This is a genomic window from Nostoc sp., assembly GCF_036919895.1.
In the GTDB taxonomy this organism is placed as follows: Bacteria; Cyanobacteriota; Cyanobacteriia; order Cyanobacteriales; family Nostocaceae; genus Nostoc.
The window spans coordinates 78137-93494 of record NZ_JBALBW010000065.1 but is presented as its reverse complement, the minus strand read 5'-3'; the positions used below and the strand labels follow the sequence as shown (position 1 = coordinate 93494).

At 42.8% G+C, this 15358-nt stretch carries 12 protein-coding genes and 1 pseudogene; 4 read left to right on the top strand and 9 right to left on the bottom strand.

Going from position 1 to position 15358, the window contains the following annotated elements:
* Positions 1–361: 361 nt before the first annotated feature.
* Positions 362–1777 (top strand): annotated as a pseudogene (locus tag V7K55_RS12025) (ATP-binding protein); the annotation flags it as partial.
* A 5-nt stretch (positions 1778–1782) separates the two neighbouring features.
* Here V7K55_RS12025 and fabD read toward each other — a convergent pair.
* The 6 genes from fabD to V7K55_RS11995 form a co-directional block, all read right to left on the bottom strand.
* A complete protein-coding gene (fabD, locus tag V7K55_RS12020; protein WP_334831463.1) occupies positions 1783–2664 on the bottom strand; it encodes an ACP S-malonyltransferase in 882 nt (293 codons plus the stop codon).
* Positions 2665–2769: 105 nt separating this feature from the next.
* Positions 2770–3762: a beta-ketoacyl-ACP synthase 3 gene (locus V7K55_RS12015; RefSeq protein ID WP_334831461.1), complete on the bottom strand. Its 993-nt coding sequence runs from the start codon at positions 3760–3762 to the stop codon at positions 2770–2772.
* A gap of 118 nt (positions 3763–3880) precedes the next feature.
* A complete protein-coding gene (gene plsX / locus V7K55_RS12010; protein ID WP_334831459.1) occupies positions 3881–4903 on the bottom strand; it encodes a phosphate acyltransferase PlsX in 1023 nt (340 codons plus the stop codon).
* A 285-nt stretch (positions 4904–5188) separates the two neighbouring features.
* Positions 5189–6670 carry a leucyl aminopeptidase gene (locus V7K55_RS12005; protein WP_334831457.1) on the bottom strand — a complete coding sequence of 494 codons (1482 nt, stop codon included), beginning with the start codon at positions 6668–6670 and terminating at the stop codon, positions 5189–5191.
* Between the two features lie 249 nt (positions 6671–6919).
* Positions 6920–7189 carry a DUF3146 family protein gene (locus V7K55_RS12000; RefSeq protein ID WP_372726526.1) on the bottom strand — a complete coding sequence of 90 codons (270 nt, stop codon included), beginning with the start codon at positions 7187–7189 and terminating at the stop codon, positions 6920–6922.
* Between the two features lie 214 nt (positions 7190–7403).
* A complete protein-coding gene (locus tag V7K55_RS11995) occupies positions 7404–9665 on the bottom strand; it encodes a cation:proton antiporter domain-containing protein (protein ID WP_334831455.1) in 2262 nt (753 codons plus the stop codon).
* A 158-nt stretch (positions 9666–9823) separates the two neighbouring features.
* Between V7K55_RS11995 and V7K55_RS11990 the strand changes: the two genes are divergently transcribed.
* Both V7K55_RS11990 and V7K55_RS11985 read left to right on the top strand, forming a co-directional pair.
* On the top strand, positions 9824–10600 hold the full coding sequence (locus V7K55_RS11990) for a class I SAM-dependent methyltransferase (protein ID WP_334831453.1): 777 nt from the start codon (positions 9824–9826) through the stop codon (positions 10598–10600).
* A gap of 57 nt (positions 10601–10657) precedes the next feature.
* Positions 10658–10834 carry a hypothetical protein gene (locus V7K55_RS11985; protein WP_334831450.1) on the top strand — a complete coding sequence of 59 codons (177 nt, stop codon included), beginning with the start codon at positions 10658–10660 and terminating at the stop codon, positions 10832–10834.
* 181 nt (positions 10835–11015) lie between these two features.
* Here V7K55_RS11985 and V7K55_RS11980 read toward each other — a convergent pair whose 3' ends face one another.
* Both V7K55_RS11980 and V7K55_RS11975 read right to left on the bottom strand, forming a co-directional pair.
* Positions 11016–11309: a hypothetical protein gene (locus V7K55_RS11980; protein WP_334831473.1), complete on the bottom strand. Its 294-nt coding sequence runs from the start codon at positions 11307–11309 to the stop codon at positions 11016–11018.
* Positions 11310–11352: 43 nt separating this feature from the next.
* Complete coding sequence (locus tag V7K55_RS11975; protein WP_334831448.1) at positions 11353–11820, bottom strand: VOC family protein; 468 nt, start codon at positions 11818–11820, stop codon at positions 11353–11355.
* Positions 11821–12186: 366 nt separating this feature from the next.
* On the opposite strand from V7K55_RS11975, the gene recA reads away from it, so the two are divergent.
* Positions 12187–13266, top strand: a complete 1080-nt coding sequence (gene recA / locus V7K55_RS11970) for a recombinase RecA (RefSeq protein ID WP_334831446.1) — start codon at positions 12187–12189, stop codon at positions 13264–13266.
* Between the two features lie 464 nt (positions 13267–13730).
* On the opposite strand, the gene V7K55_RS11965 is transcribed toward recA, so the two are convergent.
* On the bottom strand, positions 13731–15335 hold the full coding sequence (locus V7K55_RS11965) for a serine/threonine-protein kinase (RefSeq protein WP_334831443.1): 1605 nt from the start codon (positions 15333–15335) through the stop codon (positions 13731–13733).
* Positions 15336–15358: the final 23 nt, after the last annotated feature.

Genomic DNA, 15358 nt, shown 5'->3' with positions numbered 1-15358 from the left:
TAATTATTTGTCAAAAAATTATGCTTCGACACAAGTTCTCTATTTAAATAAAGAATTTTCTCTGATTTTTTTTCAAAATGAGAATTGCTGGCATTATTCTAGAAAGTTCTGGCGCGAAAAAATCTGCACTAATTCTTCCCCAAGATGACACTTGGCAAGTACGAGCAATTACCTTTATTGAGGATGAGGAAATACAAACTATCCTCAAATCGCAATTACTAGACAATTGTCAAGATATTCCCGTAAACATTATCCATTACGTCAAAAATACCAAGCAAACAGTTGTTATAGACAATTGTCAAACAGATATTCCTGGGGTAATTGGGGAATATATGCACTCCTCACAACCCCAGAGTGTATTACCCCGATTATTAATCAAGGGAATTTACTGGGGATTGTTTATCTAGAAAATCAACTGACTCAAGGAGTATTTACTAGCGATCGCCTTTCTGTTTTAAATCTCCTCTGCACTCAAGCCGCGATTTCTTTAGAAAACGCCCAATTATATAATCATCTCCAAGAGCGAGAAAAGTTTTTAAGTAGTATTTACGAAGGTGTTGGCTGTGTCATCTTTGTGGTTGATGTCCGGGATAATGGTAGGTTTGAGTACACAGGATGGAGTAAATCTTGCGAATTAGGGAGTGGTATACCTGCTTCGAAAGTGCTGGGTAAAACTCCGCAAGAAATAAATCCTAATGACGGTGCAGCAGTCGAGCAAAAATATCTGCATTGTTTCCAAACCGGAATACCCGTCACTTATGAAGAATGCCTAACATTTAATCACCAGAAAACTTGGTGGTTAACCACACTCAGTCCATTAACAGACGAGACGGGCAAAGTTTATCGCCTAGTGGGGACAACTATTGATATTAGCGATCGCAAACAAGCTGAAGAAGCAGTAACAGAAAAATCTCAAGCACTCAGAACAGCCTTAGAAGATTTGCAAAAAGCCCAATTACAAATTGTTCAGAGCGAGAAAATGTCTGCACTAGGTAATTTAGTTGCAGGGGTAGCCCATGAAATGAATAATCCTTTGGGCTTTATTTCTGCTAGTCTCAAACAAGCTCAACCCAGCATTAATGATATTGTTGAACACTTGAAACGATATCAAACAAGTCTCCCCGAACCGGGTGATGAAATCATCGAACATGCCCAAGAAATTGACTTGGATTATACTTTAGAAGACTTACCCAAAATTATTAATTCAATGGTGATGGCTTGCGATCGCCTCAAAAATATAAGTACTAGTTTAAGAACTTTCTCGCGGGCTGATAAAGATTACAAAGTGCTATTTAATATCCATCAAGGTATCGACAGTACAATTTTAATTCTCAAACATCGCCTCAAAGAAAACGAACAACGTCCAGCAATTGAAGTGATAACTGATTATGGTAACTTGCCCCAAGTTGAATGTTTTCCTGGGCAGTTAAATCAGGTATTTATGAATATTCTAGCTAATGCCATTGATGCCTTAGAAGAATCAAATGCTGGGCGAAGCTTTGAGGAAATTAAGGCTAATCCCAACCTAATTAAAATTAAAACCTTCCTAGAAAGTAAAGGTGTGAAAATTGCTATTGCTGATAATGGCAAGGGGATAAATGAAGAAGTGAAGCAAAAGATTTTTGACCATTTATTTACTACAAAAGCTGTGGGTAAAGGGACAGGATTAGGATTAGCGATCGCCCGTCAAATCATCGAAGAAACCCATAGTGGCAAATTGAGTTTTAACTCTGTTTTAGGTCAGGGTACAGAATTTTTAATTGAAATGAAGTTATAAAAAAATTAAACAGGTAAATCAGCAGCACTCTGGATATTTTTTAAGATTAAGTCAGGGCTACTACGTTTAATCAAGCCAGTTAGGACTTTACCAGGGCCAATTTCCATTACTTGTTGGATACCATTAGCTGGTAATTGCAGAGAAATTTCTCGCCATCTTACAGAACCAGTCATTTGTTTATTCAGGCGCTGCTTTAAAATCTCGGCATCAATAGACGGAATTGGTTCTACATTAGACAACACTGGCACAGTAGCTGGCTGAAATTCTACAGATTCTAAAATGTCTTGGAATTGGGCAGCAGCTGGTGCGATTAAATGTGAATGAAATGCTCCAGAAACTTTTAAAGGAATAGCACGCTTGGCTTTCACTTGATTCATCACTGCTTGCACAGCCTCAGTCGTGCCTGAAATTACCACCTGAGCCGAACTATTGTCATTTGCTAGTACTACATCAGGGGTTTCGGTAATGACTTTTTCCAACTGTTCGCGGTCAAAGTTCATCAAAGCCGCCATCATCCCACCGACGGCGCTATCCATGAGTTCTGCACGACGCTTTACTAGATATAAACCAGCTGACCACTCAAAGACACCCGCAACATAAAGAGCAGAATATTCTCCCAAACTGTGACCAGCAACTAAATCTGGCTGGTGTCCTCGTTCTTGGAGAAGATCGGCAAGAATGCTTTCTATCACATAAAGAATCGGCTGGGTGTATAGAGTCTGTGATAACTTTGCTTCTTCGTTTTGACAGATTTCGGTTACAGACCAGCCCAAAATTTCCTTGGCTTGGGCAAATTTTTCTTTAGCGGATGGTATATCTAATAAATCTATTCCCATTCCCAATGCTTGAGAACCTTGTCCGGGAAACACCCATGCAGTTTTTGTCATTGATCGTTAGTCAGTGGTCATTGATAATTGGGGACTGGGGACTAGGGACTGGGGACTAGGGATGGGGAAGAGTTTTCCCAGTACCCAATACCCAGTCCCCAGTCCCTATCTTCCCCATTGAAAAATTGCTGCACCCCAGGTAAGACCGGCACCAAAACCGGATGTAGCAATGATGTCATTGGGTTTAATTTTACCTTGCCGTACTGCTTCATCCAAAGCTAAGGGAATAGAAGCAGCTGAGGTATTGCCGTACTGAGCGAGATTACTGATAATTTTATGTTCTGGGACATTCAGGCGTTGGGCAACAGCATCGATAATGCGCTGATTAGCTTGATGTAAGACTAGCCAATCTATTTGGTCAACGCTCAGGTTAGCTTGAAATAAGGCTTTATCAATAATTTCTGGCACTTTTTGGACGGCAAAGCGATAGACTTCTTTGCCGTTCATAGTAATGGGTTGGTAAGTGCCTTTAGTGATATTTACATTAGAGAGCAATTCTTGGGAAGCGCCTACATAAGCAAGATTGAGGTGATGGTTTTGAGTACCATCACTTTTAAGGGCAAATCCCAATAAGCGATCGCTTTTTGAAGCCTGCAATACTACTGCTCCTGCACCATCGCCGAATAGCACACAAGTGCGCCGATCTTCCCAATCTACCCAGCGAGAGAGGATATCTGCCCCGATCAAAAGTACATTTTTATATACACCTGTTCTAATATATTGGGCTGCTGTAACCAGACCAAAAACAAAGCCAGAGCAGGCTGCTGTCAAGTCAAAGGCTACTGCATTGCTGGCTCCTAATTGCGCCTGCACTTTACAAGCACTACCAAACAAATCATCAGGGGTGGAAGTCGCTAGCAATATCAGGTCTAATTCTTCTGGTTTAATTCCTGAAGCTGCGATCGCCTGAATGCTGGCGGCAGTAGCGAGTCCACTTAGGGACTCAGATGGTGTGGCTAATCGTCGTTGACGAATTCCCGTTCTCGTTGCAATCCACTCGTCTGATGTTTCAACTAGTTCAGTCAATGTCTCATTGTGTAGGGAAGTTGCGGGTACTGCCGAGCCACTTCCGGTAATTGCTACGCCTAAGTTTTGCACTCCTAATCTCCCAAGCTACAGCTTTTGTCCTTTGTCAGTCGTCCTTTGTCATTTGTCATGTGTCAGTTGTCCTGTGTCAGTTGTCCTTTGTCCTTTCCAAATGACCAATGACTAATGACTAACCGCTCTCGCGCTCTAGGATATATTGGGACTGAATTCGTTGTAGCACCTGGTTGTCAACAGCTTCTTTGGCCATGCGAACTGCATTAAAAACTGAAGGTGCTTGTGAGCTACCGTGACCGATAAAACAAACTCCTGCCACGCCTAACAGCAAAGCACCGCCGTGTTCTGCGTGATCCATCCGTTGCTTAACTCGCTTCAGGTTTGGTTTTAAAATTGCTGAACCAATTTGACCATGTAATCCTTGGGGTAATTCTTCCCGCAGAATTTGCAGAATTACTTCTCCAACTGCTTCGGCAAATTTTAATAGCACATTGCCCACGAAGCCATCGCAGACAATAACATCAAAGCGACCGGAAAGCACATCACGCCCTTCGGCATTGCCAATAAAATTAATTTGAGAATTTTCGCGGAGCAGTTGGTGGGCGCGGACGGCTGCATCATTGCCCTTAGAGTCTTCTTCACCGATATTCAACAAACCCACTTTCGGTTCGGTTGTACCTAAGACATACTGACTGTAAGCCGAACCCATGACGGCAAACTGCTCTAAAAACTTCGGACGGCAATCTACATTTGCACCGACATCAAGAACTAACACAGGTTTGCCAGCAACAATTGTTGGAAAAACAGTCCCGATTGCTGGACGGTCAATTCCCGGCAATCGTCCTAAGCGGAGCAAAGCTGATGCCATAGCTGCCCCAGAATGACCGGCAGAAAATACCGCATCTGCTTTTTGCTGCTTGACTAAATCCATCGCCACATTAACAGAAGCCTTGCGTTTGCGTCTCACTGCATTTAAAGGCTCCTCATCCATTGCGATCGCTTCTTCAGCAGTCACGATCTCTATCTGCCCTAGATTCGTTTTTGGCGGGAAGGCAGCTTCTATTTGTTGGGGATCACCAACTAGTAATATATCTACACCCAATTCTTCCTTTGCTCGCAGTGCGCCAGCAACGATTTCACCGGGTGCGTGATCCCCTCCCATTGCGTCAATTGCGATCCGTACGCGAGTCGATCCCATTGCTCAGAGCTTTTAGAAACCTTATAGATTTTACCAGATGGCTTTGCCGAAAAAGCTTAACTTTCTGACTGCCAAATTATTTCTGTTACTATTGCAACAATTTTTACTGGCAAGCTCAAGATAGCACGAATTTGGGCATTGGGCATTGGGGAAGGTGGGGCCCCCTCTGGGGATAAGGGGTAATGGGGACTGGGGATTAGGTAATGAGCATGGGGAAGAAACCTTCTAGTGTTCCTAGTAAGACTAGTCCCCAATACCCAGTACCCAATAGCCAGCCCCTAATCCCTACTCCCCAATCTCCAAAACCCAGCTAACTAGTGTCCGAACGCCGTAGCCGGTTGCCCCTGCGCTGTTGTAGCCATTTTCTTTATCTGTCCACACGGGGCCAGCAATATCTATATGCGCCCAAGGTGTCTCTTTGACGAATTGTTTCAAGAAAAGTGCAGCAGTAATAGCACCACCTGGACGCGGGCCTGTATTTTTCATGTCGGCGATGCCAGACTTTAGTCCTTCAAAATATTTTTCTTCCATTGGCATCCGCCAAATCTTTTCCCCTGAAGTTTGGGCAGCTTTCTCGATTTGGGAAGCTACACCATCATCGGGAGTGTACAAACCAGCAATATCTTCACCCAAGGCAATGACGTTAGCACCGGTTAGGGTAGCTAAATCTACGATCGCATCCAACCCTAATTTGTCGGCATAAACCAAGGCATCTGCTAAGGTTAAACGTCCTTCAGCGTCGGTGTTGTTCACTTCTATTGTTTTGCCGTTTGATGCTGTGAGAATATCTCCAGGGTGCATGGCGTGACCGCTAATCATGTTTTCAGCTACCGCCGAGATAAAGTGAACTTCAACATCTGGCTTAATTTGAGCAATTGCTTTTGCCGCGCCCAAGGTAGCAGCTGCACCACCCATATCCATTTTCATGGTTTCGATGCCGCTACCAGCACCTTTAATATTGAGTCCGCCGGAATCGAAGGTTACACCTTTACCAATAATTGCTAGTTTCTTTTTCGGTGTACCTTCTGGTTTGTAAATCAGGTGAATGAATTTAGGTGGCAACTCGGAACCTTGCGATACCCCCAAAAAAGCACCCATACCCAACTTTTCACAGTCTTCTTTTTCCAGAATTTCTACTTGTAAACCGTACTCCTTTGCGATCGCTTGAGCAGTTTCTGCCAAAGTAATTGGTGTGACTGCGTTGGCTGGCGCTGCTACTAACTGCCGGGCCAAATTTACCCCAGAAACGATTTGATTGGCGCGGGTAATGGCGGTTTCTTGTCCACCGAAACCTAGTAAATCTACGCTTTCTATTTGCGATCCTTTCTCTTCTGGTTCTGATTTAAAGCGAATATCTTGGTAAAGTGCTAATTCCACACCTTCTGCGATCGCTTGGGCACTGGCCGCTGGATCGTTATTCCATAATGGAAAACTAAATCCCAGAATTTTGCTTTTTTGCTTTTTTCCTACCCTAGCTACAGCAGCAGCAGCGCGTCGCAGAGTGTCGAGTTTTAGTGCATCTGGTTTACCTAATCCTACCAAAATCACTTTCCGCACTGGGCTACCAGCATTTACACGGGTGAAGATGCTACTGTTGGCTTTACCTTTAAATTCTTCTTCTGTAATCAGTTCTTTTAATACCCCGGAAAACTTTTGATCTAAAGTTGCCAGTTCTCCAGTTAACTCGACTGCATCTTCAAATAATCCAATTGCCAAACTATCGCCTGCCCACTCTAGCAAAGGCTTGTCACTAGGTTGAATTGTCATTTTGGGATTTTGTGTAAATATTCCTTCCTGTACCAGTATTGCTCAAAATTATTGTTTCAGGATGAGGGGAATTGGGAATTGTCCATACTAATCATGGAGGAAGTCTGAGTTGAAAAGCTGGTAACTTTCATCTTCTTATTTCTCCCCCCTTTTTCTAATTCACATTAGGCGTGAGTTAGGAATTAATCTCTTTACAACTCCTAACTCCTAACTCATAACTCCTAACTCCTAACTCATAACTCCTAACTTCTAGAGTTCCGCCCGAATAGTAAAAGCATAATCTCCTCCAGGCTCTAGCTGATAATCTTGTTGCTCCAAAAATCGACCAAGGGGTTCTTTGATTAAAGCGCGGCCTTGGGAAGGCTTGACGGCAAGTTCTCCTCGGCGAAAATGCCACTGGAAATGCCACTCAAACTCACCTGCACTCACTTCACCCTCAAGGAAGCCGTGTTGCCAGGATTGGCGGGTGATTCTGACATGGGCAATGGTTTCTGGCAGTCGTCTTTTCGCACTCACAATGCTTTATATCAAGTGTAGAATAGCAGCCGATCGTGTAGGATTCTTATTTTATTTACCAAACATAGCTTAAATAGACAAACTGACAAAGTGAGTATTTGTAGTTGAGCTAGAAGAACTCACGAGTCAGCAATCAGAAGCCAGAATGGCAAGTGTGTCAGTAGTAAGCTGATGTGCTAAGGATTTATTTTCTTAAATGTATCTAAGCTGAGAACGATTATGGCGCAGTAATTACCGCTACTGGGCAATGAGCTTTACTTAGAATTACATCCACTCTGTGACCGAAGAAAACGCGACCCGTAACCATTCGGATATTACTCCCTAGAATAATTAGGTCAACTTCCTGGGCTTGGGCAAACTTGAGAATTTCCTTTTCTGGGCTGTTTCCTTGAAGAATATAGATTTTAACATCAGCACCCAGATTGCGGCCAATTGTTGCTTGCTGTTCGAGCAGATCGCGAGCAATTTCCTTCACTGGAGCTAGCGATCGCTGCTCGTAAAGAATATACTCAACCTGTGGCAAATTAATCACGTTTACAATCATTACTAATGCTCCTGTCTGAGCAGCGATCGTACTTGCCATCTCTACAGCGTTTTTGCTATATTCTGTCCCTACCGTTGGCACTAGAATTTTTGTCAGCTTTTGTTGAGCAATTTTGCACATCTCGCCTTTGGGTTGGGGTAGATGCGACTTTACTACCATCGTTGCACATGGCGCTTCTTGTACTACCCGATCTACAAGCAAATTGAACAATTTTTTCTGAGGGCGTATCTGTTCAGAAGCTCCCAATACGATCAAGTCATAGTTTTTGTTTGCTTCATTCAGAATTACTTCTGCTTTACTACGCCCAGACTCCGTTTTTGTTTGCAGAGTTGTATCAGCAGGTAGCTGCATTTCCTCAGCAATAGAAGCCAGCGCTTCCTCGGCGGCGGTATCTTTAACTTGGGTTGCCGTCCGGCGATCTTTGCTTTGAGGTTGCTTATCACTTAGGGCATATAGAGATGTCACTTCTATGGAGTTTTGGTGAGCCATGTAGCCCACTAGTTGCGCCGCCAGTTGGATGTTGGGGCCACCGCTAGTAGGTATTAAAACCCGTTGGATCTGTTTGATAAAGCTGCGGCTATCCTGCTCTTCTTGTTCCAAACGTTGCGCTTCCTCGTCACTCATCACCACCTTCGACAAAGACCAGCGCAAAAGGGGTGGAGCTATTAGGGAAGTGACGATCGCTACCATCACAATAATTGAGTACATCTGGGGATTCAGCACTCCCAAAGATAAACCAATGGTAGCAACGACAATTTCCATCGCCCCGCGAGCATTCATCCCAGAACCCATTGCCAAACCTTCCCAATGACTCAAGCCGCCGACGCGAGAACCAATATAAGCACCTGTAAATTTGCCAACACAGGCAACAACAAGAACAATCAAACCAAATATCAACGTCTGGGGTACTAAAAGAGTTAGTAGATTAACTTTCAAGCCAGCGGAAGCAAAGAAAATTGGCGCTAGAAAAGCTGCTGTGAATACTTCTAGCAGATGTCCAGCTTCATTACTAAAGCGGCGGGATTGACCGGCCAGAATTCCCAGCACGAAAGCACCTAATGCTGCTTCCAGACCTAATGCGTGGGTAAGTGCTGCTGCCGAGAGCGAAAGAATTAGTACAGCCGATATACTCGCTGAGATACCGCCAACGTAGTCATCAACCCACCGCAAAATCTGGTCTACGATGGTACGCCCAATTGTGAAAGCGATCGCTAAAAACAATATAGCTGCACTTACGGAGTGGAAAATTGTTCCGAAGTCAAATTTGCCGCTACTAGCTAAACCTGAAACCACAGAAAGTAAAATCCAGCCAATGGTGTCGTCAGTCATCCCAGCAGCTAAGGTAACTTGACCAATGTCACGGCGAATCAGGTTTAAGTCCATCAGCACTTTAGCAATCACTGGTACTGCCGAAATACTCATTGCTGTGGCAATAAATAAACTGAATACCAGCCGCTTTTCTGGGTTGGCTAAAAAACTATCTGGCAATAGCCAGCCCAGTCCAAATCCAGTGATAAATGGGATAATAATTCCGCCTAGTGAAATCAGCAGAGCCGTTTTACCCTTACGAAGAATCAGCTTTAGATCCGTCTCTAACCCAGTTACAATCAGCAAAAATAACACGCCTAACCAAGAAATCACGGAAAGTAAATTAGACTGTTCTTGACTTTTGGGAAATATGTACGCCTGTACATCTGGAAGGAGTAAACCAAATAGAGAAGGGCCCAGCAACACACCCGCCAGTAATTCCCCAACAACCGGTGGGAGGTTAATCCGGCGCATCAACTCACCTAATCCCCGCGCTACCAGAAGTAATAGTGACAGTTGCACCAGCACCAACAGTAACTCATGATGACCGAGAGGTTTAATTAAACCGTCACCTGCTACTTTTTGTGCAGCGAGTACAGGCACTAACATTAGGGACAGGTTTTGCATATAAACGTCCAAAGGTTGGATTACAAATTTTTAAAGGGTTGCTCAAGTAAATCCTGAAAATGTTTACTTGCACATCGGTCTAAAAGCTTAAAGTGTCATTATGATGATTTACGCACAATAGATCCCCGAACCCTCGACAATTATTAATTGATGCACAGATGAGCTATAATCACAAGCTGAAAATCTTACCTTTGATAGTAATTTTCCTGTTAATAGTTCAATGCTCGCTGGTTGATAAAACTTGCATAGCATTAGTCGCTTCTCCATTCACCACGGTTTATGAACAGCGGATTATCCATAGTCCAGATGGTATCGGTAAATATTACATGGGACGAGAAATTGCTAAAGTTATGGGATACACAGGCGCTGGCTGGCTAGAACGTCCAAACCGAGAGGAAGAGGAACAGCCAAGTAAGGTAGTCAACGCCCTTAATCTGAAACCTAACAATGTAGTGGCAGATATTGGTGCTGGTACAGGTTATTTAAGCTTTCGCATCGCCCCCTTATTAACAGATGGAAAGGTTTTGGCTGTGGATGTTCAGCCAGAAATGTTGGAAATAATTGAGTTGTTTAAAAAAGAGAAAAATATCACTAATGTTGAGCCTGTTTTAGCAACCCTTAGCGACCCTAACTTACCATCTAAAAGTGTCGATTTGGCTTTGATGGTGGATGCTTATCACGAACTTGAGTATCCCCAAGAAGTGATGCAAGGAATTGTGAAAGCACTTAAACCAGGTGGTAAGGTAGCGCTGGTTGAGTACCGGGGTGAAAATCCTTTTATTATGATTAAAGGTTTGCACAAAATGACTCAAAAGCAAGTCCGTAAAGAAATGCAAGCTGTTGGTTTGGTTTGGCGCGAAACTAAAAACTTATTATCTCGACAGCATTTAATGATATTTGAGAAACCTGATTCTAGCGATGTTTTGACAAGATGAGGCTTGAACGGTACATCACAAGAAAATATGTCCCAAGCCATAATAAAGTAAGACTCCTTGCCACTTTCCTTAGAAGTGGACGCAGATGGAATTATCAAAAGTGAAGTATTTCCTGGTTTGTGGTTGTCAATGTCAGATTTACTCGCTGGGAATATGCAGCAAGTATTGACTGTGTTGAAGTTGGGATTAAATTCGTCAGAACATCAAATATTTGTGCAGCAGTTGTCTGGGTAAAGAAGATCGTTGCACAAATACCTGACGAATAAAATCAGGGAAAACGCATCTAAATTACTATTGTTAACAACCAAGATTAAGAAGCAACGAAAAAATGTATCGATGAATGTAAACTATCTAAAGCTTAATTCGACCAGAAGAATTATTGAAAAAGTTGCAGTCCATATATGGATTACTGACATCAGTCTACTTTTTGAGGAATGAGACTGGCGTTTTTAGTTGCATTATCCCAAACAATCCAGCTAATAGAATCATCTAAATCATCGGGTAAATCATCGGGGCTATTTGAAACTTTAAAATATAGCTTTTCTTCGCGCTTTCTTTCAATAGCAAAGTCGGCGTTTTGAGCATAAACGACTATAAAACCTTTGTCTCGCAAACAATACATCGCCCAGGCTTTCAATGATTGCTTGTATGGTTCGTGTGGAATTGGCGGTTTTGCGATCGCTTCTTCAATTACTTTAAATATTTGTATGAGTTTTGCAGTCATAGTAGAAATTTTTGTTATTACTCCTAAGTTAACTAGCTTCTGGATCGCAACGAATTTCAATCATAAAGCCATCTGGATCGTAAAAATACACACCTCTACCAGTAGGACGGGTGACTGGGCCGTGTGCGATCGCTATTTCATTTTCTCTGATGACTGCCACCGCGCGATCGAATAACTGCGGATCGATATCAAAAGCCAGATGGTACGCTCTGGTGAATGTCTTCTCTGGATTGGGATCTGGTGGTGATAATTCTGGTTCCCCAAATAAATCCAGTATCGTCCCATCTGGGGTGATGAAATTGGCTACTTTCCCAGATGCAACAAGTTCTACTAGGGTTGCGGGTACTTCCTCGCCTGTAAGTTCGTGCAAACCCAAAATTGTGCCATAAAAGTAGCGGGAAGCTTGCATATCCTGGACGTTAAGGGCAATATGATGTACTTTACGCAGATTTCCTGGCGCAAGGACGCTGTTCACAGATTGGGTTCTAGATAGCATAGGAGAACAAAATCAAAATCTCAATACTTTGATAGAAGCTGAACTTTTTACTTAAAGTTTAATATTCATAATAAAAATCTATCATGGCATTTGATTATTATTTACCCTGCTAGCGATCGCTCCTAAATTTAGCCACCTTTGCAAATATTCACCCAGCTAAAAAAAGCTATCTCTGAATGCAAGTTGGTATCATTGTGCAAAACTACCCTAATCTGGTAGCGATCGAGTTACGATCTTGTCACACCCCTTTTTTGATTTGAGAAGTCCTATTCCAGAATTTTCTGGTTAAAATAGTATATCTGTTCTACTCAAACTCCCAAACCAACACTTCTTAAAACCATATATTTAGAGGCATTAGAGGCAGAAATGGCTATCAACACCGATACTTCCGGCAAGCAAAAAGCGCTGACTATGGTGCTAAACCAGATTGAGCGCAGCTTTGGTAAAGGAGCAATCATGCGCTTGGGTGATGCTACCCGGATGCGGGTGGAAACAATTTCCAGTGGAGCGCTGACTCTAGATTTAGCATTGGGCGGTGGTTTACCCAAGGGGCGGGTAATTGAAATTTATGGGCCAGAAAGTTCTGGTAAGACTACAGTAGCTTTACATGCCCTCGCCGAAGTGCAAAGAAATGGCGGTATTGCTGCCTTTGTTGATGCTGAACACGCTCTTGATCCCACTTATGCTGCCGCATTGGGTGTAGATATTGACAATTTGCTGATTTCCCAGCCAGACACTGGCGAATCAGCTTTGGAAATTGTCGATCAGCTTGTTCGCTCTGCTGCGGTTGATATTGTAGTCATTGACTCAGTAGCAGCACTGGTTCCCCGCGCTGAAATTGAAGGCGATATGGGTGATATTCACGTTGGTTTACAAGCGCGGTTGATGAGCCAAGCTCTACGTAAAATTACGGGCAACATTGGTAAATCTGGTTGTACAGTAATTTTCATTAACCAGTTGCGACAAAAAATTGGTGTTACTTACGGTAGCCCAGAAACCACAACTGGCGGTAACGCATTGAAATTTTACGCTTCGGTGCGCTTGGATATTCGCCGGATTCAAACCTTAAAAAAAGGTACAGAAGAATTTGGTAATCGCGTTAAAGTCAAAGTCGCCAAAAACAAAGTAGCGCCACCTTTTAGGATTGCGGAATTTGACATTATTTTTGGCAAAGGAATTTCTACCTTGGGTTGTATTGTAGACTTGGCAGAAGAAACTTCCATTATTGTCCGCAAGGGGGCTTGGTATAGTTACAACGGCGATAATATCTCCCAAGGACGAGACAATGCCATTAAGTATCTAGAAGAAAAGCCTGAATTTGCTGAGGAAATTAAGAAGCTGGTGCGTGAAAAGCTAGATAAAGGCGCTGTTGTTTCTGCTAACTCCGTAGCTAAAGTCAGTGAAGAAGATGAAGATGAAGAAGGCGACTTAGAGCCAGAAGAATAAGGGATGTGAATTTATTAATCTGCAATTTTGAATATTTAGTGGGTTATAAAGACAGCTAACCCACCTTTTGCAAGTTATTGATGTACAGCAAGTCTAACGAAATGATTGTTCTCTATGACGAGCAATCATTTTTCTTAGCCGGAAGTGCTGTAATAATCCTGAAGCATTCTTGATAAACAATATCCCCGACAACTTTTACGAAATCGGGGATCTGGGATTGTAAACTCTCACAAATCAAATACGATTGCCATATCATATCTATTTGGTCAATTCCGAATAACTCTAAGTTTTATCGAGAAAAAGAAGGGCTGATTTGTCAAGCTAATAAGAAAATCACAGCTTTATGAGTTTTATAAAACAATACAGTTCAATTTAAGACTTTATCCTCTCAAACCTCCTTAAAAAGCAGAGAATTAGTCTGAGAGCCAGAGCAAACAACTGGCTCAAAAATCTCAATTTTCAACTTATAATAAACCCCGTTTACCATTGGGCCGAATAGTCATCCAGTTTGTTTTTGCTAGTACTAACTGCTCATCGGAAATTTTGGCACTGGTGAGATTAGCACCACACAGATTAGCTCCTCTGAGATTGGCATTGCTGAGATAAGCATTACTGAGGTCTGCACCTCGCAGGTCTGCACCTTCTAAATCAGCATGATTAAAGTATGCTTTGCTCAAATTAGCATCCTTAAGATTTGCTCTAGTGAGACTGGCTCTGCCAAAGTCACTATTGTGAAGATTAGCTCCCTGGAGATTGGTTTTTTGCAATTGAGTGGAATGGAAATTTGTTCCTGATAAGTCAGCACCTTGCAGGTTCAGCAAATTTAAATTGTGGAGAGCAAAATCTCGTCTTCCCTTCTGGTAGGCGGTTAACAAACCTTGGGTATCTAACTTACGCTCAACTTTAGAAGTTTGACCTTGCGAACCATTACTGTTGCTGTTAGCTAAAGTTGTTGATTTGCCCATCCCAGAACCCTGGTGTAATCCAGCCGCTTCTGTTGCCTTGGCTCGTCTGGCACGAATTGCTGCTGCTACCTGTGCCACACCTGCACTGGTGACAGAGACAGAAGAGTTGTTACATAAAACAGCAGAATTTTGTAAATTGTTGTGTGTTCGCTCTTTAGATCCAGTATCTGATTTAATCAATAAACCCTTTGCTAAACTTTCTAAGTATGGTTCTATTTGCAAGGCTCTGAGAACTTCTGATGCGGACTGATAGCGATTACGTACAGACACGTCTAACATTTTTCGCAATACATTGCTCAAGTGATCGCTCACTTGCACAAGTTGCTCCCACATCATCTCGCCAGTGTTGGGATTGTAATCTAAGTCTTTGGGAGTTTTGCTAGTAAGTAAATAAATGCATGTCACCCCCAGTGCATAAATATCACTGGCGTAGACTGGACGCATAGCCATTTGTTCTGGAGGTGCAAAACCAGGAGTACCAATAGCATAAGCGGTTAATGCTGTGTGTCCTGATGGACTTGTCGCACCTTGGCTGATTTGGTCTTTGACGGCACCAAAGTCGATGAGTACCATTCTGGAATCTTGAGTCCGGCGAATTAAGTTGGCTGGTTTGATATCACGGTGAATCACCTTTTGCTCATGGATGTATTGGAGCAGTGGCAAAACTTCGCTTAAAAATTGCTTGACTCCAGTTTCGCTCAAGATGCCGTTAAGTTTGACTTCCTCCTGCAAGGTATCACCACTGATGTATTCTTGAACTAAATAAAATTGTTCATTATTTTCAAAATAGTCTAACAATCTTGGTACTTGGGGATGATTGCCAATTTTACCTAGAGTTTTGGCCTCTCGTTCAAAGAGTTCTCTGGCCATCTTTAAAACGTGTGGGGCGCTTCCTGATGGGCGTAATTGTTTGATTACGCAACTCGGTTCTCCTGGTAAGCCTAGATCGTTGGCTAAGAAGGTTGCTCCAAAGCCACCTTGACCTAATGGTTCGATCGCCTGATAGCGATCGCGCAACAGTAGTTGCGAGCCACAAGACTGACACCTTTGGCTATTTACCAAATTTTCTGGATTGGGACAGATAGGATTTAAGCAGTAGCTCATGCACTCTCAACTCGCTGCACGAA

Coding starts and splice junctions, on each gene's coding strand:
- V7K55_RS11965 (WP_334831443.1), bottom strand. CDS start 15,335: ATGAGCTACTGCTTAAATCCTATCTGTCCCAATCCAGAAAATTTGGTA.
- V7K55_RS11990 (WP_334831453.1), top strand. CDS start 9,824: ATGAGCTATAATCACAAGCTGAAAATCTTACCTTTGATAGTAATTTTC.
- fabD (WP_334831463.1), bottom strand. CDS start 2,664: ATGACAAAAACTGCATGGGTGTTTCCCGGACAAGGTTCTCAAGCATTG.
- plsX (WP_334831459.1), bottom strand. CDS start 4,903: ATGGGATCGACTCGCGTACGGATCGCAATTGACGCAATGGGAGGGGAT.
- V7K55_RS12005 (WP_334831457.1), bottom strand. CDS start 6,670: ATGACAATTCAACCTAGTGACAAGCCTTTGCTAGAGTGGGCAGGCGAT.
- V7K55_RS11995 (WP_334831455.1), bottom strand. CDS start 9,665: ATGCAAAACCTGTCCCTAATGTTAGTGCCTGTACTCGCTGCACAAAAA.
- V7K55_RS11975 (WP_334831448.1), bottom strand. CDS start 11,820: ATGCTATCTAGAACCCAATCTGTGAACAGCGTCCTTGCGCCAGGAAAT.
- recA (WP_334831446.1), top strand. CDS start 12,187: ATGGCTATCAACACCGATACTTCCGGCAAGCAAAAAGCGCTGACTATG.